General features: G+C 71.8%; 20 protein-coding genes and 2 pseudogenes. 9 read left to right on the top strand and 13 right to left on the bottom strand.

All coding sequences use genetic code 11. The features are described 5' to 3' along the window. Positions 1 to 568 (top strand): annotated as a pseudogene (locus ABT288_RS42820) (hypothetical protein); the annotation flags it as partial. Between the two features lie 39 nt (positions 569 to 607). On the opposite strand, the gene ABT288_RS42815 reads toward ABT288_RS42820, so the two are convergent. Continuing rightward, a complete protein-coding gene (locus ABT288_RS42815; protein ID WP_351620305.1) occupies positions 608 to 1,150 on the bottom strand; it encodes a CGNR zinc finger domain-containing protein in 543 nt (180 codons plus the stop codon). Positions 1,151 to 1,260: 110 nt separating this feature from the next. On the opposite strand from ABT288_RS42815, the gene ABT288_RS42810 reads away from it, so the two are divergent. The 6 genes from ABT288_RS42810 (at position 1,261) to ABT288_RS42785 (ending at position 7,827) form a co-directional block, all read left to right on the top strand. Beyond that, positions 1,261 to 1,707 carry a VOC family protein gene (locus ABT288_RS42810; protein ID WP_351620303.1) on the top strand — a complete coding sequence of 149 codons (447 nt, stop codon included), beginning with the start codon at positions 1,261 to 1,263 and terminating at the stop codon, positions 1,705 to 1,707. Between the two features lie 2 nt (positions 1,708 to 1,709). Then, positions 1,710 to 2,621 (top strand): pyridoxamine 5'-phosphate oxidase family protein, encoded by a 912-nt coding sequence (locus tag ABT288_RS42805; RefSeq protein WP_351620301.1) that lies wholly within the window; start codon positions 1,710 to 1,712, stop codon positions 2,619 to 2,621. 10 nt (positions 2,622 to 2,631) lie between these two features. Further along, the gene (locus ABT288_RS42800; protein WP_351620298.1) at positions 2,632 to 3,120 is read left to right on the top strand and encodes an NUDIX hydrolase; all 489 of its coding nucleotides are present in this window, start codon (positions 2,632 to 2,634) and stop codon (positions 3,118 to 3,120) included. 201 nt (positions 3,121 to 3,321) lie between these two features. Continuing rightward, positions 3,322 to 5,070 (top strand): TIGR03767 family metallophosphoesterase, encoded by a 1,749-nt coding sequence (locus ABT288_RS42795; RefSeq protein ID WP_351620296.1) that lies wholly within the window; start codon positions 3,322 to 3,324, stop codon positions 5,068 to 5,070. Positions 5,071 to 5,165: 95 nt separating this feature from the next. Then, entirely contained in the window at positions 5,166 to 6,308 is a 1,143-nt protein-coding gene (locus tag ABT288_RS42790) for a serine hydrolase domain-containing protein (protein ID WP_351620293.1), read from the top strand. A 151-nt stretch (positions 6,309 to 6,459) separates the two neighbouring features. Continuing rightward, positions 6,460 to 7,827 carry a glycosyltransferase gene (locus tag ABT288_RS42785; protein ID WP_351620307.1) on the top strand — a complete coding sequence of 456 codons (1,368 nt, stop codon included), beginning with the start codon at positions 6,460 to 6,462 and terminating at the stop codon, positions 7,825 to 7,827. Here the strand turns inward: ABT288_RS42785 and ABT288_RS42780 are convergent. From ABT288_RS42780 to pepN, 4 genes and pseudogenes are all read right to left on the bottom strand, one after another. Further along, positions 7,777 to 8,145: pseudogene (locus ABT288_RS42780) on the bottom strand (GNAT family N-acetyltransferase); the annotation flags it as partial. The gene ABT288_RS42785 and the pseudogene ABT288_RS42780 overlap by 51 nt on opposite strands. 36 nt (positions 8,146 to 8,181) lie before the next feature. Beyond that, complete coding sequence (locus ABT288_RS42775) at positions 8,182 to 8,988, bottom strand: SGNH/GDSL hydrolase family protein (RefSeq protein WP_351620290.1); 807 nt, start codon at positions 8,986 to 8,988, stop codon at positions 8,182 to 8,184. Positions 8,989 to 9,157: 169 nt separating this feature from the next. Further along, the gene (locus ABT288_RS42770) at positions 9,158 to 10,207 is read right to left on the bottom strand and encodes a hypothetical protein (RefSeq protein WP_351620287.1); all 1,050 of its coding nucleotides are present in this window, start codon (positions 10,205 to 10,207) and stop codon (positions 9,158 to 9,160) included. Between the two features lie 227 nt (positions 10,208 to 10,434). Beyond that, positions 10,435 to 13,014, bottom strand: a complete 2,580-nt coding sequence (pepN, locus tag ABT288_RS42765; protein ID WP_351620285.1) for an aminopeptidase N — start codon at positions 13,012 to 13,014, stop codon at positions 10,435 to 10,437. A 138-nt stretch (positions 13,015 to 13,152) separates the two neighbouring features. Between pepN and ABT288_RS42760 the strand changes: the two genes are divergently transcribed. Further along, positions 13,153 to 13,803 carry a mycothiol-dependent nitroreductase Rv2466c family protein gene (locus tag ABT288_RS42760; protein WP_351620282.1) on the top strand — a complete coding sequence of 217 codons (651 nt, stop codon included), beginning with the start codon at positions 13,153 to 13,155 and terminating at the stop codon, positions 13,801 to 13,803. A gap of 188 nt (positions 13,804 to 13,991) precedes the next feature. Here the strand turns inward: ABT288_RS42760 and ABT288_RS42755 are convergent, their stop codons facing one another. The 8 genes from ABT288_RS42755 to ABT288_RS42720 form a co-directional block, all read right to left on the bottom strand. After that, on the bottom strand, positions 13,992 to 14,639 hold the full coding sequence (locus tag ABT288_RS42755) for a superoxide dismutase (protein WP_351620279.1): 648 nt from the start codon (positions 14,637 to 14,639) through the stop codon (positions 13,992 to 13,994). Positions 14,640 to 14,759: 120 nt separating this feature from the next. Continuing rightward, positions 14,760 to 16,148 (bottom strand): amino acid permease, encoded by a 1,389-nt coding sequence (locus tag ABT288_RS42750; protein ID WP_351620276.1) that lies wholly within the window; start codon positions 16,146 to 16,148, stop codon positions 14,760 to 14,762. Between the two features lie 125 nt (positions 16,149 to 16,273). Continuing rightward, positions 16,274 to 17,170, bottom strand: a complete 897-nt coding sequence (locus ABT288_RS42745; protein ID WP_351620273.1) for a TauD/TfdA dioxygenase family protein — start codon at positions 17,168 to 17,170, stop codon at positions 16,274 to 16,276. A 22-nt stretch (positions 17,171 to 17,192) separates the two neighbouring features. Continuing rightward, positions 17,193 to 18,527 carry an LLM class flavin-dependent oxidoreductase gene (locus tag ABT288_RS42740; RefSeq protein WP_351620271.1) on the bottom strand — a complete coding sequence of 445 codons (1,335 nt, stop codon included), beginning with the start codon at positions 18,525 to 18,527 and terminating at the stop codon, positions 17,193 to 17,195. Continuing rightward, positions 18,524 to 19,258 carry an ABC transporter ATP-binding protein gene (locus ABT288_RS42735; protein ID WP_351620269.1) on the bottom strand — a complete coding sequence of 245 codons (735 nt, stop codon included), beginning with the start codon at positions 19,256 to 19,258 and terminating at the stop codon, positions 18,524 to 18,526. The genes ABT288_RS42740 and ABT288_RS42735 overlap by 4 nt, the downstream gene beginning before the upstream one ends. After that, positions 19,234 to 20,082 (bottom strand): ABC transporter permease, encoded by an 849-nt coding sequence (locus ABT288_RS42730; protein ID WP_351620267.1) that lies wholly within the window; start codon positions 20,080 to 20,082, stop codon positions 19,234 to 19,236. The genes ABT288_RS42735 and ABT288_RS42730 overlap by 25 nt, the downstream gene beginning before the upstream one ends. After that, entirely contained in the window at positions 20,079 to 21,119 is a 1,041-nt protein-coding gene (locus ABT288_RS42725; RefSeq protein ID WP_351620266.1) for an ABC transporter substrate-binding protein, read from the bottom strand. Before ABT288_RS42725 ends, ABT288_RS42730 begins: the two co-directional genes overlap by 4 nt. A gap of 257 nt (positions 21,120 to 21,376) precedes the next feature. After that, complete coding sequence (locus ABT288_RS42720; RefSeq protein ID WP_351620264.1) at positions 21,377 to 22,576, bottom strand: ROK family protein; 1,200 nt, start codon at positions 22,574 to 22,576, stop codon at positions 21,377 to 21,379. 484 nt (positions 22,577 to 23,060) lie between these two features. Between ABT288_RS42720 and ABT288_RS42715 the strand changes: the two genes are divergently transcribed. After that, complete coding sequence (locus ABT288_RS42715) at positions 23,061 to 23,642, top strand: biotin transporter BioY (RefSeq protein WP_351620261.1); 582 nt, start codon at positions 23,061 to 23,063, stop codon at positions 23,640 to 23,642. Positions 23,643 to 23,733: the final 91 nt, after the last annotated feature.

The raw sequence follows: 23,733 nt of genomic DNA, 5'->3' as shown, positions 1-23,733 counted from the left end.
GCGCCGGCCTCCGCGCCCCGGCCGGCCCTCCGGACCGCGCCGGGCGCTGCGGATCGCGTTCGGGTCGCTCGCCGGGGCCGCGGCCTTCGCCCTGGTCGTCGGGTTCGGCTGGATGGTGACGCACTCCGGTGCCTCGGACGACAACAGCGCGAGTGCCGCGGGCAAGAGCGCGGGCGACGCACGGGCCAGGGTCTCCGGGGACGGCGGGCGCCCGTCCGACCCGGAACGCGACCTGGCCTGCTCCCGGCTGGTCGTGGAGGGCACCGTGGCCGAGGTGGAGCCGCAGAAGCCGTCCCCGTGGTCCCGGATCACGCTGACCGTGATCCGCTCCTACAAGCCCGCGCACGGCCCGGCCCGGGTCAGCTTCCTGCTCGACGGCGGCGCGCAACCGGCCGCGCGCGCGGGCCAGCACGTACTCGTCCAGGTCGGCGTGGGACGGCGGAACGCGAGCCTGTGGGCCGTCGGGGACACCCGTGTGGCCGCCGACCGTGCCTGGATCACCGAGGCGCTGCCCAGGTCCCGGCACCTGACCTGCCCGAGCGGCAAGGCGCCCACCGGCAGGCCGTGACCAGGGCGGGGGTGGCCCGTATGACCCGTGATGGCGCGGTCAGTTGTCCTTCGAGCGCGCGTAGTGCCGGGACGCCTTCGCGCGGTTGCCGCACGCGGCCATCGAGCACCAGCGGCGGGTGCCGTTCCGGGACGTGTCGAAGAAGTGCAGGATGCAGCTGCCGCCGGAGCAGGTCCGGATGCGCTCCGGGGCCCGGGTGATCAGGTCCAGGTAGTTCCGGGCGGCGAGCCAGGCGGGCCCCCACGACGGATCGGTGAACTCCGGCTCCTCGGCGGGGCCGTCGGGGGTCAGCCGGGCCCGGATCCGCCCGTGCGCCAGTACGGCGTCCACGAGCGGCGCGGCCTGGGCCGGTGTCCCGTGCACCGCCTCCTTGATCGCGTCGCGCGCCTCACGCAGATGTTCCAGCGTCTCCGCGCCGGCATCGTGCTCCCCGGCCAGCCCGTTGCTCGCGAGCCACACCGCCAGCCCGTCGGCGCCGTCGAGCAGGTCCTGGGTGACGCCTTCCCGGTTCCACCGGGTGTTGAGCAGGTCGAGCGCGAGGGGCTCGCCGGTGAGGGGGCGGGGGTCGCGGGGGGCGTTCATCGGGCTCTCCTTTCGTCTAACCGCTCAATTGTATGTGAGTGGTTGACCTTCGGGTACTAACCTTCTAACCTGGATGACGAAGGTTAGGTAACAGCTCGAAGGGGAACCCCATGACTCCGCGCATCGCGCACGCCGGTCTGAACGTCACCGACCTCGACCGCTCGCTCGCCCTGTACCGCGACCTCCTCGGCTTCGCCGTGCTCGCCGAGGGCAAGGAGGACGACCAGCGCTGGGCGATGCTGGGGGAGAGCGGCGGCGCCCCGCTCGTCACCCTCTGGCAGCAGGCGCGGGGGACGTACGACAGCGGTCGCCCCGGGCTGCACCACCTCGCCCTCACGGTCGACTCGATCGACCGCGTCCGGGAGTACGAGACCGCGCTGCGGGCGGCCGGCGTGGACTTCGCCCACGACGGCGTGGTCGCCCACCGCGAGGGCGGGACCTCGGGCGGGATCTTCTTCCACGACCCGGACGGCATCCGCCTGGAGATCGCCGCCCCCCTCGGCCCCGACGGGGCCCCGGCGCCCCACTCGGACGCGCCGACCTGCGGTTTCTTCTAACCATGGGCACCTATCACGCGGGCTCGCTCGCCGTGCAGGACCTGATGGGCGTCCGCGACCGCGCCGACCACGTGGGCCGCTCCCTCGGCCAGGACATCAAGCCGATCGCGGCGGCGTTCCTGGAGCTCCAGCCACTGCTGGTGGTGGGAGCGGCGGACCCGGGGACGGGGAGGGTGTGGGCGTCGGCGCTCACGGGGGCTCCGGGTTTCGTCCGGGCCACGGGGCCGAGACAGATGTCGGTCGTCACCAGTGCCGGGCATGGATCCGGCGGCCCGGACCCGAACGGCGACCCACTCACCACAGCCCTCAACACCCCCGGCACCCCGATAGGCACCATCGCCCTGGACCCCCGCACCCGCCGCCGCATGCGCCTCAACGGCCGGCTGAGACCGACCCCCCGCGGCTTCGCCGTAGAGGCGGACCAGGTCTTCTCCAACTGCCCCAGACACATCCAGCGCAGGGAGACGTACGAGACACTCGGCGACCGCACACCAGGCAGCCCCCACCGCCTGACCGAACTCGACCCGCGGCACACGGAGTTCATCCACGAGGCCGACACCTTCTTCCTGGCCACCGCCCACTCCGCCGGAGCCGACGCCAGTCACCGCGGCGGCAACCCCGGCTTCGTCCAGGTCGCGTCCCCGCGCGAACTGGCCTGGCCCGACTATCCCGGCAACGCCATGTTCCTCACCCTCGGCAATCTGCGCAGCGACCCCCGCGCCGGACTGCTCTTCCTCGACTGGACCACCGGCGCCACCCTCCAGCTCACCGGCGAGGCCCGCGCCGAGTTCACGGCGGCCGGCGAGCGCACCGTCCGCTTCACTCTCACCGAGGCCCTGTGGACCCCGGCCGCCCTGCCGCTGCGCTGGTCCGCGCCCGAATATTCACCGGCGAATCCGGACGTTCCGGGCTAACGTCCCTGGGATGCGACGGAACTTGAGGGTGGCGGCCTACGCCGTGTGCGTCCGTGACGGACAGATCCTGCTCGCACGTTCCCCCGGTCCCGACGGAACCCCGGAGTGGGTGCTGCCCGGTGGCGGTATGGAGCACGGCGAGGACCCGTACGACACCGTCCGCCGCGAGGTCGCGGAGGAGACCGGTTACCGCATCGAGGTGACCGGTCTGCTCGGCGTGGACTCGTTCCGGTTGACCCTGGGCCGGCGCCGGCACCCTCGTCGTACCGACCACCACGCCCTGCGTCTCGTCTACGAAGGGGAGGTCCTCGGCGGTGAACTCCGGTACGAGGTCGGCGGGTCCACCGACTTCGCCGCATGGCGGGACCTTTCGGTCGTGCCGGACCTGAACCGGGTGCCCCTGGTCGACACCGCCCTGCGTCTCTGGCGGGAACGCCCCGCGAACGGGCACCTCACCGCCGGAACCCGTCCCCTGCCCCAGCAGATGAACGAGGAGTGACATCCCCTGGGCCGCGCGCGATCCACTCCATGACCGCGACCCCCACGCCGTGATCCACGTACGGTGATGGGCGCTGCGCGTTGCCGCCGCGTTCACACACAGGTCATTCCCGGTGCCAACGATCCAGAGCGAGCGGGGCGTTCGCGACGGCGACGGCCCGCGACCACTGCCGACGCGTTCGCACTCGGGGAGATCGCGCCAATGTCGCGCATACGCTCTGTCGCCGCCTCCGCTCTGGAGGTCAACCGCCGCACCGTGCTCGCCGCCGCCGGAGCGGTCTCGCTCTCCGCGGGCGTCGGCTACGCCCTCCGCCCCACCGACAGCGAGGCCGCCACCGCCGCGGCGCCGGTCGCCCGCTCCCGGCAGGCCACCGCGGCGGCCCCGCTCGCCCCCTACACCAAGGGCACCACGCTCGCCTCCGTCTCCGCGCCCCGGAACAGCTCCGGCTACCGGCGGCTCGGCGACGGGCCCGGCTGGGCGCGCGTGGTGCGCGGTGAGCTGGCCACGCCCACGTCCGGCCGCGCGAGCCGCCGCCGCGCCCTCGCCACGTTCGTGCAGTTCACCGACCTGCACCTGATGGACGTTCAGCACCCGCTGCGCTGGGAGTTCCTGCGCGCGGCGGACCCGCATGCCTGGCGGCCGCAGGAGGCGCTCACCGTGCCCGGCGCCGTCTCGCTCGTCGAGCGGGTCAACGCGCTGCGAGGTGCCCCCGTCACCGGCGCCCCGCTCCACTTCGTCATGACCACCGGCGACAACACCGACAACAACGCCCACTCCGAGCTGGAGTGGTTCATGAAGGTGATGAGCGGTGGCCGCATCAGCCCCAACTCCGGTGACCCCCGGCACTACGAGGGCGTGCAGAACAGCGGTCTGCAGCAGTACTGGCAGCCCGACACCGCCCTCCGCGACCACGACAAGACGCTCGGCTTCCCGCAGCTGAAGGGCTTCCTGGCCGCCGCGATCCGCGAGGTGCAGAGCCCCGGTCTCCACCTGCCCTGGTACTCCACCGTCGGCAACCACGACGCCCTCGCGCTCGGCGCCTACGGCTCCCACGGCGACCCCTACCTCGCCGAGGCGGCCATCGGCGGCAGGAAACTCATGGACGTCCCGGCCGCCGACGCCAGGAAACTCCTGGCCTCCATCAACAACGGCACCGACCCCAAGGGCACCGGCTACCGCGACTTCCTCAAGGCCCACGCCCGCTCCATGCGTTCGGTCACGCCGGACGAGAAGCGCGCCCCCTACACCCCCGCCGACTACCTCAAGGCCCACCTCGACCCCGCCCACCAGGGCCACGGCCCGGTCGGGCACGGCTACTCCTCGGCGAACCTCGACGCGGGCACCCAGTACTACGCCTTCCGCATCTCCGGCGACGTCATCGGCATCAGCCTCGACACCACCGACGCCGGCGGCCACTACGAGGGCTCCGTCGGCACCGCCCAGCTGGACTGGCTGGCCAGGACGCTGAAGGACAACAAGGACTCCTACGCCGTCGTCTTCAGCCACCACACCAGCACGTCGATGGACAACACCCGCCCCGACCCGGCCCGCCCCGGCGAGAAGCGGCACAGCGGCGCCGAGGTGGTCTCGGTCCTGTCCGCCCACGCCAACGTGCTGGCCTGGGTGAACGGGCACGTCCACCGGAACGTCATCACCCCGCACCAGGCCTCCGGCGGCCGCTCCTTCTGGGAGATCTCCACCGCCTCGCACATCGACCACCCCCACCTGGCCCGCATCATCGAGCTGGTGGACAACAAGGACGGCACCGTCTCCCTGTTCACCACCCTGATCGAGTCCGCCGCCCCGCACCGCACCGACTTCGCCGACCTCTCCCAGACCGGGCTCGCCGCCCTCTACCGCGAGCTGGCCTACAACGCCCCGGGCGCCGGCAAGACCCTCGCGGGCAGCGCGGCCGACCGGAACACGGAGCTGGTGCTGAAAAAGGGCTGAATATCACCCAACCGGCCTATCGCAGAGCAACCTTCGCGCATTCCTGGAAAGTTTCCTCCCCTGACCGCACCGAACAGCACAGGTTGGGGGAAGACATGCGCGTACGCACGACCCTGGTGGGCGCCGCCGCCCTGCTCGTCACGGCGGCCCTCGCGGCTCCGGCCGTGGCCGCCACCGGCGCCCACCCCGCAGGCGGGCACTCCCACGCCGGCACCCGCAAGGCCATCGACGCCGCGGTCGCGGCCGGGGTGCCCGGGGTGACCGCCACCGCGAAGGACGGCCACGGCACCTGGTCCGCCACCGCCGGCGTGGGCGACCGCCGCACGGGCGCGCCGCGTTCCACCGCCGACCGGTACCGCGTCGGCAGCATCACCAAGACCTTCGTCGCCACCGTCCTGCTCCAGCTGGAGGCCGAGGGCCGGCTGTCGCTGGACGACACGGTGGAGAAGTGGCTGCCCGGCGTCGTCCACGGGCACGGCCACGACGGCCGCCACATCACGGTGCGGCAGCTGCTGAACCACACGAGCGGCATCTTCGACTACACCGGCGACGCGGACTTCGACCGGGCGTTCTTCACCGCGGACGGCTTCTCCCGGCACCGCTACGACACGTTCGCCCCGGGCGAGCTGGTGACGATCGCCATGAAGCACGAGCCGTACTTCGCGCCGGGCACGGCCTGGAAGTACTCCAACACCAACTACGTCCTGGCCGGAATGGTGATCGAGAAGGTGACGGGCCACTCGTACGCCACCGAGATCGAGCGCCGCGTCATCGCGCCGCTGCGGCTGCGGGGCACCTTCCTTCCCGGCACCCGGACCACCGTGCCCCGCCCGAGCAGCCGCGCCTACTCGAAATTCCTCGATCCGACGGGTCCGGTGTACGACGTCACGACCCTGAATCCGTCCCTGGCCTCGTCGGCCGGTGAAATGATCTCCGACTCCGCCGATCTGGACCGCTTCTACAGCGCCCTGCTCCGCGGAAAACTCCTGCCGCCGAAGCAGCTGAAGGAAATGAAGACCACCGTCGAGGCGACGGGCATCCCGAACACGCGCTACGGCCTTGGGCTCATGGACACCCGGCTGACCTGCGGTGTTCATGTCTGGGGTCACAACGGCGGCATTCACGGGTCCGCGTCCTCGGCGATGACCACGGCGGACGGCGGCCATGCGATCGCCTTCAATTTCAACGGCGACTGGGCCGGCGACATGCAGTCGGTGATCGACGGGGAATTCTGTTAGCCACCGTTTCATCCACGTCATTCCGTGTTAACCCGGACGCAATGTCTGTACCGCCTCATATCGGCTATCCCGCTTTGGACGGGGATGGCTCGATCTTCTCGATCATTTATGCAAGGCGGGTGGTCGCGTGCGCGCGAGGCACGGACTGCGTGTGCTGTCGGTCTACGAGGGCTTCTTCTCCGGAGGAGCCCGGATCGTGCACAGTGACGTCGTACTGGGACTGGCCGAGGGCGGCCAGTCCCACCAGGTGCTCAGTATCCATGGCGAGGTTCATCGCGAGGCCACCCGGCAGCGCATGGAGGACGACCACTGCTACCGGGCGCTGACGGCCGGCGGGGTCGGCGTCACCTCGCTCGGCCGCAGCGCGGGCCTGGTGGACGGCTCGCTCGCGGCGAATGCTTTCAGCGGACCCGAGCTGGCCGGAACGGCTCGGTCGATGGCCGGGGCGGATGTGATCCTCTCCCTGAAGGAGCAGCCGCTGGCCCTGCTCAACCAGGCCGGTCTGCCCCGGCGCCCGGTCGTGGTCTGTCTGCACCGCTCCGACCCGGAGAACCAGGGCCCCGCCCTCGACGAGCTGAAGGCCGCCATCGCCGACGGCACGGTGGCCGCGTGCGTGTGCTGCGCCGAGTCCACCCGGGCCGCCTACGAGGCCGCCGGCATCCCGGGCCGGCTGCTGCACGTCATCCCCAACGGTGTCGACCTGCTCCGCTTCCGCCCGGACCCGGCCGCCCGCCTCGCCCTGCGCGCCTCCCTCGGGATCGCAGACCGGGCGCCGGTGGTCGTCTTCGCGGCCCGGTACGCCGCGATGAAGAACGTCCCCCTGCTGCTCCGGGCGGCCCGCGCCTGGCTGGCCCGGGAGGGCGGCGGGCACGTGCTGATGTGCGGTGCCGGGATGACCGCCGGCAACTCCGGGCTGAGCGCGGACCTCGCCGACGCCTTCGCCGACGCGCCGTCGCTCACCGACCGGGTGCACCTGCTCGGCGTACGGCACGACATGCCGGCCGTGTACGCCGCCGCCGACGTCGTCGCCCTGACCTCCGTCTCCGGGGAGGCGGCGCCGCTGTGCCTGATCGAGGGCATGATGTGCGGCGCGGTCCCGGTGACGACCGACGTCGGTGACAGCGCGTCGATCGTCGAGGGCCTGGGCTTCGTCACCCCGCCGGACCCGGCCGCGATCGCCCTGGCCTGGTCCGCCGCGGCCGGTGGGCGCACCGGGCTCGCCCCGGCCCTGGAGGCCGCCCGCGAGCGCTTCAGCCGCACCCGCATGATCGCGGCCTACGCCGCCCTCCTCGACGAGGTGTACGCCTCACACGTCGGTGGGCAGCGGGTCGTCGCGCAGCACGCTGTAGGCGACGCCGTCGCGCCACCGGCCGTTCCGGAAGACGATGCCCCGCAGTACGCCCTCGCGGGTGAACCCGGCCTTCTCCAGGGCCCGCTGCTCGGCGATGTTCTCGGCCTCGGTGTCGGCCTCGATCCGCATCACGGGTGTGTGGGCGAAGAGGTACCGGACGAGCTGTAGCTGGGCCCGGGTGCCGAGGCCCCGGCCGCGGGCCTCGGGCAGCAGCTGGGCGCCCATGTTCCAGCAGTAGGTGGAGGCCGTGACGACGACCTTCCGCCAGGCGACGAACCCCAGCGCCTCGTCGCCGGCGGTGACCACGAGCTGGCCGCCGTCCTCACCGAGCAGCCGGTTCTCCGCCCAGCGCTGCCGGAACCGCCGCGGGTCGGTGTAGCCGTACCACTGGAACGGCCCCGCCGTCTCCGGCTCGGTGAGGAAGCGTTCCAGCAGGGGGAGGTCGTCCTCGTCGACGGGGCGCAGGGTCACGGATTCGGCGGACATGGGCGAGAGCGTACGGCGTGGCCTGTCAGGACCCCGTCAGGAGACCCGGTCCAACGCCGGGAGGTAGCCGAGCGACTGGCCCGATGCCGTGGGGTGGTACGACTCGGTGGGGGCCAGCACCTCGACGCTGTGCAGCCAGGGGGCCGCGGAGCAGATCTCGTGGCCGGCGAAGGCTGCCCGGACGTCGGCGAAAGTGAACCCGTGGGCGGCGGCGTGGCGGGCGATCAACGCGTCGAGGTGGTCGACACCGTCGTCGATGGCGGCGCGCGCACTGTCCTGGAGGCCCATTTCGCAGGTGCCTCTGAGGTGGTACAGGTGCGGATAGCCGAGCACCACGACGTGGGCGGCGGGAGCCCGGTCCCTGATGGCCGAGTAGAGCCGGTCCAGGTTGTCCCCGAGGGAGCTGTCCACCGTGGCTCGGGCGGCGGTGACGGCCGACAGGCAGCGGCTGGTGCCGCCCAGTGCGCAGGTCGTCATCACGACGCCGAAACCCGCGTCCATGCCGCCGACGGTGAGGGTGACCAGCCTGGTGCCCGCGCCGAGCGCACCGAGCTGGCCGGACAGGACGTCGCCCGTCCGGGCGTGGTTGCACGCGGGGAAGGCGAAGGACGCCACCTTGTGCGCCGAGGCCCACAGGACCGGGTACGCGCGGCCGCTGCGCCTGCAGTTCGTGCCGGTGGGGAGGTAGTCGCCGGCACCGAGCCCGGCGGAGTAGGAGTCACCGAGGGCCACATAGCCCACGGCTGCCGGGGGCACCGCCTGTGCCGTCCCGGGGGCGGCGACGAGGCAGGCCGTGGCGAGCAGGAGGGCCGCCGAACACGCGGCTGTCCGGGTATGTCGCATACCTCTCATCTTTCGTGGCCCGGCCCGCACCGCCCGCGAGGCTCGTCCGTTCGGGTGAACCGGTGGGCCGGCGCGACGCACGAGGAGGGGCCACCGGAATCGCCCGGTGGCCCCTCCTCTCCCCTCCTGAGGGCTCGCTGCGGCCCTCCCGGTGCGTCCCGGTCCGTCACTACCGGGGAAGCACCACGACGTAGGCGGCCGGGTCACGGTCCGCCGAGGCCATCAGGGCCGTGCGGACCACCGCCGCCTGCTGCTCCATCGCGTCCCTGAGCTTCTTCGGCGTGAGGTACACGACCGTGATCCCGAGGCGTTCGAGGTGCTCGCGCTTGCGGGCGTACTCCGACCACAGCGCGTCGTCGTCCTGCCGATGGCCTTGCCGGGGCGCCCTCGTGTCGAGCTCCACCGCCACCGCCTGGTCCGGCCAGTACGCGTCCAGCCCGCCGAGGTGCGGGCCGCCGGGCAGCCGCAGGTCGACGTTCCAGACCGGGTCGGGCAGGCCGTACTCGCCGACCATCCGGTACAGGCGGTCCTCGGCGATCGAGCGGCCCTCCGCCACGAGCGCGTCCACCGCGTTCACCACGTGCGGACGGTTGAGCAGCTTCGCGTTGGTCAACTCCCGTACGACAGCGGCCGGTTCGCAGTGGCCGCCGCGCACCGCCTCGGTCAGCAGCCGCCGTACCGCCTCCGCGTCCGTCAGCTCCGCCACGGCGTCCGCCAGCGCCCGCGGGACCGGCGCCACCGGCAGCCCCGTCACCGCGTTGGGCGTGGGCAGGGCGGGGGTGCGCAGGACACGGACGTAGCCCGTGGTGCGGATCCGGCGCAGGCGGGGGACCAGGACGTCCACGTGGTTCAGGGAGAGCAGCGGCGGGGTGGCGGAGAAGCCGTAGAGGGTGAGGGCCGCGAGGCCCGTGATCATCGCCTCCGCGTAGACCGGGCGGTGCGGTTCCTCCGCCGTCGGCTGGGCCGGGACGCCCGGCACGGACTCGCGGGCCGCGTACAGCAGCGCCCCGTGCAGACGCTCCTCGCTCGTGGCGGGGCCGGGGTGGAGGAGGACCACGTTCGGCAGCAGCTGCTGCCAGGGGCCGCCGGGGCGGCAGTGCTCGGCCAGTTCGGCCGTCGTCACTCCGTGGGAGCGGAGCTGGGCCGCCGTCAGGACGCGGCGGTGGACCTCGGAGAGGTGGCGGAGGGGGCGGGGGGAGAGCGGGGTGTTGTGCGTCATGGCGTCGGGATTCCCGCCCCGGGTCCCACCTTTAACCGCTGTTACACGGCCGTCGAAGAATGCGGACAAGAGGGGACTAAAGGTCAGGTGTTCGTATGCCGAGTAGGGACGGGAAACCCCTGGTCCGATCGGGTGCGGACCAGGGGTTACGGTTCCGATTGACCGAATTCCGTAACGGTCACCGGCGGCCCAAGCTCAGGCCAAAGGTCGGCCGGTGTCAGTCGGTGTCAGTCGGCGACCGCCGTCGCGTCGCACTCCTGTGCGCGCAGCGCCCGCGCCAGGTCGTCCCGCGCCTCCAGCACCAGCCGGCGCAGCGCCGGCGCCGCGTCCCGGTGCGCCTGAAGCCAGGCGTCCGTCGCCTCGAGCGTCTCCGGCCGGTCCTGCAGCGCCGGGAACAGGCCCCGTACGACGTCCATGCCGATCTGGATCGACCGCTCCCGCCACACCCGCTCGATCACGGCGAAGTACTTCTCCGCGTACGGCGCCGTCAGCTCCCGCTGCGAGGGCCGGCCGAAGCCCGCGATCGTCGCCTCCACCAGCGCGTTCGACAGCGCGTCGGACTCCACCACCTGCGCCCACGCCTGCGCCTTGACCGCCGCCGACGGGCGGGCCGCCAGGCAGCGGACCTGGTGGCGCTTGCCGGACGCCGTGTCGTCGCGGGCCAGTTCGGCCGCGAGGACCGGCTCGTCGGCCACGCCGTGCGCCGCCAGCGGTTCCAGGAACGCCCAGCGCAGCTCCTGGTCCACCTCCAGGCCGTCGATGGTCTCCGCGCCGTCCAGCAGGCGCTTCAGCAGGGCGAGGTCCGTCTCGCCGGACGCCACCGTCGCGAAGAAACGCGCCCACGCCAGCTGGTGCTCACTGCCCGGCTCGGCCGCCTCCAGCTCCCGCAGCGCGCCCTGCGCCAGCAGCTCACCGCCGGCCTCCCGCCACTCGGGCGCCGCGTAGTGCACCAGCGCCGAGTCCGCCCACGCGTGCAGCATCTGCAGCACCCCGATGTCGGACTCGCGGCCCGCGAACCGCAGCACCAGACCGACGAAGTCCCGCGCCGGCAGCAGCGCGTCCCGGGTCATGTTCCACAGAGCCGACCAGCACAGCGCCCGCGCCAGCGGGTCGGTCAGCGCGCCCAGGCTCTCCTTGAGCGTCGCCAGCGAGGTGGCGTCGAAGCGGATCTTGCAGTACGTCAGGTCGTCGTCGTTGACCAGGACCAGCTCCGGGGCCTCGGCGCCCGCCAGGTCCGCGACGACCGTGCGCGGCTCGTGCACGTCCGTCTCCACGCGCGCGTACCGCTCCAGCGCGCCCTCGGGCGTACGCCGGTACAGGCCCACCGCGATCCGGTGCGGACGCTGCTCCGGGTGCGCCTCCGGCGCCTCCTGCACCACCGCCACCTCGGCCACCCTGCCCTCAGCGTCCAGCAGCACCTGCGGCGTCAGGGAGTTGACCCCGGCCGTCTGCAGCCAGGAGCGCGCCCACGCCGACATGTCCCGGCCGCTGGTCTCGCCCAGCACCGACAGCAGGTCGCCCAGGCGCGTGTTGCCGTACGCGTGACGCTTGAAGTAGCGCCGCGCGCCCTCCAGGAAGGCGTCCTGGCCGACGTACGCCACCAGCTGCTTGAGCACCGAGGCGCCCTTGGCGTAGGTGATGCCGTCGAAGTTCAGCTTGGCGTCCTCCAGGTCACGGATGTCCGCCGTGACCGGATGCGTCGACGGCAGCTGGTCCGCGCGGTACGCCCAGGCCTTGCGGCGGTTGGCGAAGGTGATCCAGGCGTTCTTGAAGCGGGTCGCGCCCACGCATCCGAACGTGCCCATGAAGTCGGCGAAGGACTCCTTCAGCCACAGGTCGTCCCACCACTCCATGGTGACCAGGTCGCCGAACCACATGTGCGCCATCTCGTGCAGGACGACGTTGGCCCGACCCTCGTACGACGCCTGCGTCACCTTGCCGCGGAAGATGTACTCCTCGCGGAAGGTCACCAGGCCCGGGTTCTCCATCGCGCCCAGGTTGTACTCGGGCACGAAGGCCTGGTCGTACTTCCCGAACGGGTACGGGTAGTCGAAGTGGTCGTGGAAGAAGTCCAGGCCCTGCTTGGTGACCAGGAAGACGTCGTCGGCGTCGAAGTGCGGGGCGAGACCCTTGCGGCACATCGCGCCGAGCGGGATCTCCAGCTTGGTGCCGTCCTCGAACACCCGCTCGTAGGAATCCGTCACATAGTGGTACGGCCCCGCCACCACGCACGTGATGTACGTCGAGATCGGCTTGGTCTCCGCGAACCGCCAGACGCCGTCGGCGAGTTCACCCGCGCCGTTGCTCCACACCGTCCAGCCCTCGGGCGCCCGCACCTCGAAGCGGTACGGCGCCTTGAGGTCCGGCTGCTCGAAGTTCGCGAACACCCGGCGGGCGTCGGCCGGCTCGTACTGGGTGTACAGGTAGACCTCGCCGTCCTCGGGGTCGACGAAGCGGTGCAGGCCCTCACCGGTGCGGGAGTAGGCGCACTGCGCGTCCACCACCAGTTCGTTCTCCGCGGCCAGGTCCTCCAGCGCGATCCGCGAGCCGTCGAAGACCTCGCCCGGGTCCAGGTCCCGGCCGTTGAGCGACACCGAGGTCACACTCGGCGCGATCAGGTCGGCGAAGCAGGCCGCGCCCGGCTCGTTGCAGCGGAAGCGGATCGTGGTCACCGAGCGGAACGTGCGCGGCTCGCCGTCCCCGTCGCCGACTGCGGACCTGAGGTCCAGGGACACCTCGTACCCGTCGACGGACAGCAGGGCGGCCCGCTCCCGGGCCTCGTCACGGGACAGATTCTCACCGGGCACGGACGGCACTCCCTTGTGGTCGCATGGATGACCTGAACAGGACCGATCCTGCCATGTGCCCCTGACAGCGGGCAGCAGGGAATGCGGGTCGCGAGGACGTCGTTGAGGCGTGAAAAGAGTCTTTCGCTGAGGAGAGCCATGTCCGAGTCCGGCAAGACCCCCGTCGACTTCTGGTTCGACCCGCTGTGCCCGTGGGCCTGGATGACGTCCCGCTGGGTGCTCGAAGTGGAGAAGGTCCGCGACATCGAGGTCCGCTGGCACATCATGAGCCTCGCCGTACTCAACGAGAACAGGCTGGACGAGCTGCCCGAGGAGTACCGGGAGATGCTCGCCACCAAGGCCTGGCAGCCGGTCCGCGTGGTCACCGCCGCCTGGCAGAAGCACGGTGACGACATCCTCGGCCCGCTGTACACCGCGCTCGGCACCCGCATCCACAACAACGGCGAGGGCCCGACCCTGGAGGCCATCGCGGGCGCCCTCGCGGACGTCGGCCTGCCGGCCGGCCTCATCGACTACGCCGAGCAGCAGGACTTCGAGTACGACGCCGAGCTGCGCGCCTCCCACAAGGAGGGCATCGAGAAGGTCGGCCAGGACGTCGGCACCCCGGTCATCGCGCTGCCCGGCCCCGACGGCGAGCAGATCGCCTTCTTCGGCCCGGTCGTCACCCCCGCCCCGAAGGGCGAGGAGGCGGCCCGCCTGTGGGACGGCACGGTCGCCGTGGCCTCGGTACCGGGCTTCTACGAGCTCAAGCGGACCCGCACCAAGGGACCGGACTTCAGCAACCTGTGAATCCCCCGCGTACGGGCCCGGCGCCGCTCGGCGCCGGGCCCGTTCCCGCCGAAAGCCCTCGGGGTGGCGCACCTCCTTCCGGCGCCGAGGCCCCCCGCGAGTCACGTCCTCGCGGGGGGTCCTCTTTCATCCGCCTGCCGTCGTGAAGGGTGAGAAGACGATCACGAGGCAGGACGAGCGGCGGGCTCTCAGGGAGCCGTCAGGAGCACGTCGGCGCGGGACCTCGCGGCCTGGTGGCGGCGGGCGACGTCCTGCCAGTTGACGACCTGCCACATGGCCTCGACGAAGTCCGCCTTCTGGTTGCGGTACTGGAGGTAGAAGGCGTGCTCCCAGGCGTCGAAGACCAGGATCGGGGTGGAGCCCTGGCCGACGTTGCCCTGGTGGTCGTAGACCTGCTCCACGATCAGCCGGCCGCTCAGCGGCTCGTACGCCAGCACGCCCCAGCCGGAGCCCTGGGTGGTGGCCGCGGCCTTGGAGAGCTGGGCCTTGAAGGCGGCGAAGGAGCCGAAGGACTCCTTGACGGCCTCCGCCAGCTCGCCCACGCCGTCGGCCGCGAGCGGCTCGCCGCCGCCGTCCTTCGGGCCGGTCATGTTCTGCCAGTAGATGCTGTGCAGGATGTGCCCGGAGAGGTGGAAGGCCAGGTTCTTCTCCAGCCCGTTGACGGATCCCCAGGCCTCCTTGTCCCGCGCCTCGGCGAGCTGCTCCAGGGTGTCGTTGGCGCCCTTCACATAGGCCGCGTGGTGCTTGTCGTGGTGCAGTTCGATGATCTCCGGGCTGATCACGGGGGCGAGCGCGGAGTAGTCGTAGGGCAGGTCGGGCAGCGAGTAGACGGGCATGGGTGATCCCCTCCGGAACCTTATTGCAATTAACTTGCAACTACACGCTAGCAGCAAGAGTGCGGGGCAGCAGAAAGGCCCCCACGTGTCGCACGTGGGGGCCGTTGCCGGGGGACGGGTTCAGCGCCTGGCGCGGGCCCGCTGCCAGAGGTAGCCCACGACCGCCAGGACCAGGGTCATGCCGCCGGTCGAGAAGAGCTGGACGCGGGTGTCCGGCTCGCGGGCCATCAGCACGAAGATCGCGACCATGCCGGCCAGCGCCACCCAGGTCAGCCACGGGAACGCCCACATGCGCACGACCAGCCGGCCGGGGGCCTCGCGCTCGATGCGGCGGCGCAGCAGCAACTGGGAGACGGCGATGAAGATCCAGACGACCAGGATGACCGCGCCGATCATGTTCAGCAGCCACGGGAAGACGTCGTTCGGGCGCCAGTAGCTCAGCAGCACGCAGACGAAACCGAAGAAGCAGGAGGTGAGGACCGCGATCCGGGGGACACCGCCGGACAGCTTGGCCAGCGCCCTCGGGCCCTGGCCGCGCTCGACCAGCGAGTAGGCGATGCGCGAGGAGCCGTAGATGTTGGCGTTCATCGCCGAGAGCAGGGCGACCAGGACGACCACGTCCATCAGCCGGCCCGCGCCGGGAATGCCGAGGTGGTCGAGCGTGGCGACGTACGGGCCCTTCTCCACGACCTCCTTGGAGTTCCACGGGACCAGGGTGACGACGACCGCCATCGAGCCGATGTAGAACAGGGCGATCCGCCACATGGCCGTGCGGACGGCGGACGCCACGCCCTTGACGGGGTTCTCGGACTCGGCGGCCGCGATGGTGACCGTCTCCAGGCCGCCGTAGGCGAAGACGGAGGCGAGCAGCCCGACCAGCAGGCCCTGGTTGCCGTGCGGCATGAAGTCGCTCAGGTTCGAGGCGCCGGGGGAGTGCGTGCCGGGGAGCACACCGGCGATGGCCAGCACGCCGAGGACCAGGAACAGGCTGATCGCGCCGACCTTCAGCGCGGCGAACCAGAACTCGAACTCGCCGAAGTTCTTCACGGCGGCCAGGTTCGCCCCGCAGAACACCACCATGAACAGGGCCACCCACATCCACTGCGGGGTGCCCGGCAGCCAGCCCTGGACGATGTGCGCGGCGCCGATGCCCTCCAGGCCGACGGCCGTGCACAGCAGCACCCAGAACGACCACCCGGCGGCGAAGCCCGCCCAGGGGCCGATCGCCCGCTCGGCGTGCGCGGAGAAGGAGCCGGAGGAGGGGTGGGCGGCGGACATCTCGCCCAGCATCCGCATCACCAGCATCACCAGCAGGCCGGAGAGCGTGTACGCGATGACGATGGACGGGCCGGCGGCGGCGATGCCCGCGCCGGAGCCGACGAACAGACCCGCGCCGATGACACCGCCCAGGGCGATCATCGACAGATGGCGCTGCTTGAGGCCGTGGGAGAGGGAGGCGGAGGCGGCCTGTTCCTGCGGCGGCGTCTCCGTGGTGGTGCTGGTGGGCATGGGCGCGGCTCTCCCGGGCAAGGCAATGGGCGGGCAAAAACCCCGCCAGTCTGGGCGGCCCGTCCGCTCACACGGAGGGGCCGCCCAGTATCCGGACACCCGCTGCACGGAGGGTGAGAGCCCGGTTACGCCGCCGTGAGCACCGGCGTGTAGTGCGAGGCGTCGCCCTCGACCGAGTAGCTCTCCTTGCCCTCGATGCCGACCGGGACGTCACCGGCGACGGTCACCCGGTGCAGCCGGCGCGGCCGTCCGTCGTAGTTGTCGATGGCGTAGTGCTGGGTGATCCGGTTGTCGAAGAGCACCAGCTCGTTCTCCGCCCAGCGGTGGCGCAGGATGTTCTCCGGGCGGGTGACGTAGGCCTGCAACAGGTCCAGGACCGTGCGGGACTCCCCGACGGACAGGCCCACGATCCGCTGTGCGAACCCGCCGACGAACAGCCCGCGTTCCCCGGTCAGCGGATGGACACGGACCACCGGGTGGGCCGTGCGGTACGTGATGGACGTGAACTCGGCGCGCTGGGCGGCCTTCTCCTCGTCGATCTCCTCGTCCGGTACGGCGTAGTCGTAGTCGTTGGTGTGCTCGGCCCACAGGGTGTCGGCGAGGCGGCGCAGCGGCTCGGGCAGGTCCCGGTAGGCGGCGGCCGCGTTGGCGATCAGGGTCTCGCCGCCGTACGGCGGGATCGTGATCGAGCGCAGGGTGCTGGCCTGCGGCGGGTTGAGCACGAAGGTCACGTCGGTGTGCCAGTGGTTGGCCCGGCCCCGCTCGCTGTCCACGGGCAGCACGTTCGGGGCACCGTCGACCGCGCCGACCGTCGGGTGCGCGGTGGTCAGGTCGCCGAAGTGGCGGGCGAAGGCCTGCTGGCCCGCGTCGTCCAGGCCGTCCGCGTCGAAGACGAGCGCCTTGTGGACGTTCAGGGCCTCACGGATCGCGGTGACCTCCTCCGGTGCGAGCGGCCTGGTGATGTCGACGCCGGAGACACGGGCGCCGATGCGTGCGGTGATCTGGGTGATCTCGAGGGACATGGGCGGGTCCTTTCAGGTGAGGTCAGACGAGGGCTGCGGTGTGCTGGTTGGCGGGGCGGGGAAGGCCGTAGCGCTCCCGGAGCGTGTGGCGGGGGCCGTACTCGTGGCGGAACAGGCCGCGGGCGCGCAGGAGGGGTACGACGTGCTCGACGAACGCCTCCAGCCCGGAGGGCAGCACGGCGGGCATGACGTTGAAGCCGTCGGCGGCGCCCTGCGTGAACCAGGCCTCGATCCGGTCGGCCACCTGCTCGGGCGTCCCGGCGAAGGTGAGGTGGCCGCGGCCGCCGCCGAGCCGCGCGATCAGCTGCCGGACGGTGAGCCGCTCGCTCCGGGCCAGCTCGACCACGAGCGTGTAGCGGCTCTTGGCCCCCTCGACGGCGGACTCGGGCGGCAGGCCGGCGGGCAGCGGGGCATCCAGCTCCAGTGTCCCGGCGGGGAGTTGCAGCAGGCTCTCCAGCCGGCCCACCCCGTGGTCGTACACGATGTGGTCCTCCAGCAGCCGCTCCGCCGCCCTCGCCTCCGCCTCCGTCGAGCCGAGTACGGGCACGATCCCGGGCAGCACCTTGAGGTGCTCGGGGTCCCTTCCCGCCTGTGACGTGCGGGACTTGAGGTCGGCGTAGAAGGCCTGGGCGCCGGCGAGGGTCTGCTGGGCGGTGAAGACGGCCTCCGCGTACCGGGCGGCGAAGGCCTTGCCGTCCTCGCTCGATCCCGCCTGCACCAGGAGCGGGTAACCCTGCGGTGTGCGCGGGACGTTGAGGGCACCGGCCACGCTGAAGTACGTCCCTTGGTGCCGGGGCGGATGGATTTTCCTGTCGTCGCCCCAGACACCGGCCGCCTTGTCGGCGACGATCGCGTCGTCCTCCCAGCTGTCCCACAGCTTCAGCGCCACATCGAGGAACTCGGCCGCGCGGGCGTACCGCTCGGCGTGGGCCGGCTCGGCGTCGAGCCCGAAGTTCCGGGCGGCCTCGACGCCGGCCGTGGTGACGATGTTCCACCCGGCCCGGCCGCCGCTGATGATGTCCAGCGAGGCGAACCTGCGGGCCAGGTTGTACGGGGAGTTGTAGGACGTGGACGCGGTGGCGATCAGCCCGATGTGCTCGGTGGCCGTCGCCAGCGCGGTCAGCAGGGTGAGCGGTTCCAGGGCCCCGGCCGGGCGCTGGGCGAGGTTGCCCCACAACTGGGGGCCGTCGGCGAGGAAGAGCGAGTCGAAGGTCCCGCGCTCGGCGATCCGCGCGAGCCGGACGTGGTGCTGGAGGTCGACGTGCGCATACGGATCGCTCTCCGGAAGCCGCCAGGATGCCTCGTGGTGGCCGGTGTTCATCAGGAACGCGTTCAGATGAAGTCTTCTCCGTGTCACCGGTGGTCCTCCGTGACGCCGAGTGCGGTCAGCAGGTGTTCGCGGTAGTCGCCCAGGAGCGGCTCGCGGTAGGTGCGGGGGTGGGGGTGGTCGATGGTGAGGTCGAGGGAGATGCGGCCCTGGTCCAGGACGAGGACCCGGTCGGCGAGGACGATCGCCTCGTCGACGTCGTGGGTGACCAGGAGGACGGACGGCCGGTGGCGCTGCCACAGGTCGCGCAGCAGGGTGTGCATCCTGATCCGGGTGAGCGCGTCCAGCGCGCCGAACGGCTCGTCGGCCAGCAGGAGTTCGGGCTCGCGGACCAGGGAACGGGCGAGCGCGGCCCGCTGGGCCTCACCGCCGGACAGCTCGCCCGGCCAGGCCCGCTCGCGGCCCTTCAGCCCGACCTCGGCGAGGGCGGCCCGGCCGCGCTCCCCGGCGTCCTTGCCGTCGGTGCCGAGCAGGACGTTGTCCAGCACCCGGCGCCAGGGCAGCAGCCGGGAGTCCTGGAAGACGACCGAGACCCGCTCCGGGGCGGTGAGCCGCCCGCTGCCGGCGACCCCGTGGTCGAGTCCGGCGACCGCCCGCAGCAGCGTGGACTTGCCCGAGCCGCTGTGCCCGAGCAGGGCCGTGAACTGGCCGGGAGGCAGGTCGAGGTCGATGCCGTCGAGGACCGTACGGCCGCCGAAGGAGCGGGTCAGGCCCCGGAGCCGGACGGCGGGCCGGGTCAGTTGTCCAAGGTGCGGCGCCATGACAGCACCCTCCGTTCGACGAGACGGACCACGCTGTCGGAGACCAGGCCGAAGACGCCGTAGACCAGCAGGCCGACCAGGATGACGTCGCTCTGGCCGTAGTTCTGCGCCTGGAACATCAGGTAGCCGAGGCCGCTGGTGGCGTTGATCTGCTCCAGCACCACCAGGCCCAGCCAGGAGCTGGTCACACCGAGCCGGAGTCCCACGAAGAACCCGGGCAGCGCGCCGGGGATCACCACCTGGCGGATGAAGGCGAGCCGGGACAGGCCCTGCACCTCGGCGAGTTCGACGTACCGGCTGTCGATGCCGGCCAGCGCGGCATGGGTGTTCAGATAGACCGGGATGTAGACGACGATCGCGATGATGGCGACCTTGAAGGTCTCCCCGATGCCCAGCCAGAGGATGAACAGCGGGATCAGACCGAGCGTCGGGATCGCCCGGTTGAGCTGCACGGTCCCGTCGATCAGCGCCTCCCCGGTGCGGCTGAGCCCGGAGGCGAGCGCGAGCAGCACGCCCGCGGTCAGACCGATCGCGAAGCCGTATCCGGCCCGCCTCAGCGAGGTCAGGATGTCGGTGGGCAGGGTGCCGTCGGTCCACAGCCGGCCGGCGGTCCTCAGTACCGTCCAGGGCGCGGGGATCGCGCCGGGGTCGAGGGCTCCGGCGGCCGAGGCCGCAGCCCACAGGACGAGCACCGCCGTCGGGCCGATCAGCCGGGCCGCGGGCAGCCGGCGGCCGGGGGAGAGGCGGCGGCGCCTGCGGACCTGGGGAACCTCCTCCGCCTCCGCTGCCGCGGCGGCGGTGGTCGTCGTGGTCACGGCGGTCATTTGCGGTACTCCTCGGGTACGGCCCGGGCGGCGATCGACTCGAAGCGGTGGTCGAAGAGCGAGGAGACGTCGAACCTCTTCACGAACCCGCCCTCGGCGAGCAGATCGGCCGTCTCCTGCTCCCACGTGATCGCCTCACCCCAACCGGGCGGGAACAGCGGCTTGTTGGCGAGCCTGCTGATGCCGCGCGCCTGCTCCGGGGTCAGGTTCTGCGTCCTGACGTAGAACTCCTCGTTCCAGACGTCCGGGTGCTCGTACTGCCACACCTGGCCCCGGGCCCACTGCGGGATGTAGGCGGCGATCGCGGCGGCCTTCGCGGGATCGTTCAGCACGGACTGCGGCGCCCACAGCAGGTTGAGCAGGTCGACGACGTCGGTGGGGATGGTGCGGGCGCCCCTGGGCTCGTACTGCGCGAGGTAGGCCGGTGCCTGGCTGTTGGCGAGCGGGGCGACGTCGACCTGCCCGGACTGCAGCGCGGTGAGGAACTGGTTGCTGGTCAGCGGGACCAGCTTCACCTCGTCGTACGCGAGGCCCGCCTTCTTGAGCGCCCGCAGCAGGACGACACCCTGGGCCTGCCCCTGCGAGAACGCGAGCCGCCTGCCCTTGAAGTCGTCGACGGTGCGGATGTCGCTGCCGGGCTTGGTGGCGAAGAGGTAGTTGGGCTTGCGGGTGATGCCGATCGCCACGATCTTCGCGGCGAAGCCCTGGTAGTGCGCCTGGATCGGCGGGATGCCCGCGTTGTTCGCGAGGTCCAGGGACCCCGCGCGGAAGGCGTTGATGACATCCGGGCCCGCCCCGATGTTCACCCAACTCGACACGGTGAAGGGCAGCCTGGGCAGCTTCGCCAGCCGGAACTGCAGCTGCTCGACGTTCTGGTAGGAGGCGATCTTCAGGCTGGTGCCCGCCGGGACCTTGTCCGCGAGCGGCTTGGTCGCGGCGCCCCGGGTGTCGGCGGCGGCATCGCCCTTGGCGCAGCCGCTGAGGCCCACGGCGGCGGACGCGCCCAGCAGGGAGGTGAGAAAGACACGACGGTGCATGGGAGGACTCCCGGGAGAAAAGGGCTGGAAAGGCGGGAAGAAATCCGGGAAAGGCAAGCCGGGAAAGACAAGCCGGGAAAGACAAGCCGGGGAAGGCAATCCGGGGAAGAGAACTCACGCAGACTCACGCAGCGGGAAACACGCGCTTCATGCGCGGCAATATGTCAGCAACAGACGGTGCGACAGCTCGTGAGGTGGCTCATGACCAGCATGTTCCTGGCCATGAGCGACTCCTGTCAACATTCCGAGTTTCTGAATTAAATACCCTCAGGTGACGCACCCAGCGGATCACGGAACAGCACGTCGAGCACCACGGAACCGCCCGCCACCGCCAGCACGGAATCCGGGAAACTCGTCGGCAGCACCGCCGCCGTACGGCGGTTTCCGGCCGCCTCCCGCAGCGCGCCCAGGCACTCCTCGAAGTGGAGGACCCCGACCTCGGTGACGACGACCGTCTCCGGGTTGAGTACATCCAGCAGCAGCCCGGCCGCCCACCCGGCCGTCCGGGACCGCTCGACCAGCAGCCGCCGGGCCACCTCGTCACCGGCCGCCGCCGCGGCCACCACGTGCATCGGATCGGCCGAGCCGATCACCCCGGCCGCACGGGCCCGCCGGCCGAGCGTCCGCTCGCTCAGCTCCACTTGCAGGCACCCGGTACGGCCGCACGGGCACGGTTCGGTGCCGCCCGGCACCGGCAGATGCGCGATCGACCCGGCCGCCGAGCGCGGCCCGTGGTGCACCTCGTCGTTGGTGGCGAAGGCCGCGTCGACCACGTTGCCCACGAACAGATGCAGCACGCTACGGCTGCCCCGGGCCCGCCCGAACAGCCGCTCCCCGTGCACCAACGCCCGTGCGTGCCCGTCCACATGGACCGGCAGGCCGGTACGGGCGCCGAGCAGCTCCCGCACCGGCACCTCGCGCCAGCCCAGCAGCTCGTGCTCGACCACGGTGCCGGTCTCCCGGTCCACCCAGCCGCCGACGGCCACCCCGACCCCCAGCGGCCGGCGGCCCGGCACCCCGGCGAGCAGCCCCGCGAGGCCCTCGGCGGCCCGCGCCAACACCCAGCCGGGATCGGTCCGTTCATGCTTCAGCTCACGCCGCGCCACCACCCGGCCGCGCAGATCCAGCAGGGCGACCGTCGTGTACGGCACGGCCACATGCACCCCGCCGACCAGGAACCCCGTGTCGTCCAGGTCGACGGGGACGTGCGGCCGGCCGACCCCGTTCGAGCGGCGGGGCGCGGCGGACTCGCGGATCAGGCCGAGTTCGGTGAGCCGGGCACAGTGCTCGGTGACCGACGCGGGCGACAGCCCCGTCAGCCGGGCGACGGTGCTGCGTGCCACCGGCCCGTGCTCCAGCACGGACCGCAGCACGACGCTGGCGCTGGTGCGCCGCCGGTCGCTGTCGGCGGCGCGCGGAACGGGCGAGACAAGGGTGGATGCCGCGGTACGGGGCATGGGGAACCGTCCTCGGGAAACGGGGCCGACACGTCTCGGAGTTCGAAGGGTCCGAAAGAGACTCGAAGGGTTCGAAACAGAGGCGTGCCTGGCGGTCCCGCCCCTACCCCGGGCGGCGACAGGTGGCCGTGCCCTGGCGTCGCAGGTCGACATAGCGACGCGAGGTGAAGTACCGGGCCTGGGCAACCATGCGTTCGAAGCTAGCAAAACGCCCCGGCGCTGCCCAGACGGCGACCGACGGGCGAGACGGTCCCCCGCGGGGCTTTGGCGGGAACCTACAGAGGCGCCCCGCAGGGCACGCCGTACCGCAGGCCACCCCACCTCAGTGACCGGTATCACGTCGAATCCGGTGTAGCGCACACCATTTGTGCGAAGCCCACCAACGCCCCGCTCAAGCCTTTGTCGACCGGAGACGGTGATCGGCGCGAGTGGCGCGGTATAGCGTCACGGTGTTCCCACCTGCCCACTCACCCGCGGAGTCCCCATGAGCACCGCCACCGTCACCGCTCGCCCCGGCGCCGTCCTCGCCGATCTGCTGCCTGCGTCCCGCGTCCGCGACGCGGCCCTCGTCATCGGCGGCGCCGTGCTCACCGGCCTCGCGGCCCAGGTGGCGATCCCGGTGCCCGGCACCCCGGTGCCGGTGACCGGCCAGACCTTCGCCGCGCTGCTCGTCGGCACCGCGCTCGGCGCCCGCCGCGGCTTCCTCTCCCTCGCCCTGTACGCGCTCGCCGGTGCCGCGGGCGTGCCGTGGTTCGCGGGCGGCTCCTCCGGTGCTGCCTCGGTCTCCTTCGGCTACATCCTGGGCATGCTCCTCGCCTCGGCGGCCGTCGGCGCCCTGGCCCGGCGCGGCGCCGACCGCTCGCCGCTGCGCATGGCGGGCACGATGCTCCTCGGCGAGGCGCTCATCTACGCCGTGGGCGTGCCCTACCTGGCCGTCGCCGGCGACATGTCCCTCTCCCGGGCCGTCGCGCTCGGCCTGACCCCGTTCCTGATCGGCGACGCCCTCAAGGCCGCCCTGGCGATGGGCGCGCTGCCCACCGCCTGGAAGTTCGCGAACAAGCGCTAGCTTGAGCTTTAACCTCCGACGTCGAATGGTGCGTCGAACTTGATCACTCGGTCTGGTATCCGCCGTACGTGAAGGCGGCCTTCGCCTGAAC

It is taken from the genome of Streptomyces sp. NPDC001093, from assembly GCF_040298985.1.
Classification (GTDB): domain Bacteria; phylum Actinomycetota; class Actinomycetes; order Streptomycetales; family Streptomycetaceae; genus Streptomyces.
This window is presented reverse-complemented; position numbering and strand designations above follow the sequence as displayed.

Excerpts from the sequence above, each read along its gene's own strand:
- ABT288_RS42725 (WP_351620266.1), bottom strand. The coding sequence starts at position 21,119 with ATGCACCGTCGTGTCTTTCTCACCTCCCTGCTGGGCGCGTCCGCCGCC.
- ABT288_RS42795 (WP_351620296.1), top strand. The coding sequence starts at position 3,322 with ATGTCGCGCATACGCTCTGTCGCCGCCTCCGCTCTGGAGGTCAACCGC.
- ABT288_RS42760 (WP_351620282.1), top strand. The coding sequence starts at position 13,153 with ATGTCCGAGTCCGGCAAGACCCCCGTCGACTTCTGGTTCGACCCGCTG.
- ABT288_RS42745 (WP_351620273.1), bottom strand. The coding sequence starts at position 17,170 with ATGTCCCTCGAGATCACCCAGATCACCGCACGCATCGGCGCCCGTGTC.
- ABT288_RS42790 (WP_351620293.1), top strand. The coding sequence starts at position 5,166 with ATGCGCGTACGCACGACCCTGGTGGGCGCCGCCGCCCTGCTCGTCACG.
- ABT288_RS42815 (WP_351620305.1), bottom strand. The coding sequence starts at position 1,150 with ATGAACGCCCCCCGCGACCCCCGCCCCCTCACCGGCGAGCCCCTCGCG.
- ABT288_RS42750 (WP_351620276.1), bottom strand. The coding sequence starts at position 16,148 with ATGCCCACCAGCACCACCACGGAGACGCCGCCGCAGGAACAGGCCGCC.
- ABT288_RS42805 (WP_351620301.1), top strand. The coding sequence starts at position 1,710 with ATGGGCACCTATCACGCGGGCTCGCTCGCCGTGCAGGACCTGATGGGC.
- ABT288_RS42735 (WP_351620269.1), bottom strand. The coding sequence starts at position 19,258 with ATGGCGCCGCACCTTGGACAACTGACCCGGCCCGCCGTCCGGCTCCGG.
- ABT288_RS42730 (WP_351620267.1), bottom strand. The coding sequence starts at position 20,082 with ATGACCGCCGTGACCACGACGACCACCGCCGCCGCGGCAGCGGAGGCG.
- ABT288_RS42810 (WP_351620303.1), top strand. The coding sequence starts at position 1,261 with ATGACTCCGCGCATCGCGCACGCCGGTCTGAACGTCACCGACCTCGAC.
- ABT288_RS42800 (WP_351620298.1), top strand. The coding sequence starts at position 2,632 with ATGCGACGGAACTTGAGGGTGGCGGCCTACGCCGTGTGCGTCCGTGAC.
- ABT288_RS42770 (WP_351620287.1), bottom strand. The coding sequence starts at position 10,207 with ATGACGCACAACACCCCGCTCTCCCCCCGCCCCCTCCGCCACCTCTCC.
- ABT288_RS42715 (WP_351620261.1), top strand. The coding sequence starts at position 23,061 with ATGAGCACCGCCACCGTCACCGCTCGCCCCGGCGCCGTCCTCGCCGAT.
- ABT288_RS42720 (WP_351620264.1), bottom strand. The coding sequence starts at position 22,576 with ATGCCCCGTACCGCGGCATCCACCCTTGTCTCGCCCGTTCCGCGCGCC.
- ABT288_RS42775 (WP_351620290.1), bottom strand. The coding sequence starts at position 8,988 with ATGCGACATACCCGGACAGCCGCGTGTTCGGCGGCCCTCCTGCTCGCC.
- ABT288_RS42755 (WP_351620279.1), bottom strand. The coding sequence starts at position 14,639 with ATGCCCGTCTACTCGCTGCCCGACCTGCCCTACGACTACTCCGCGCTC.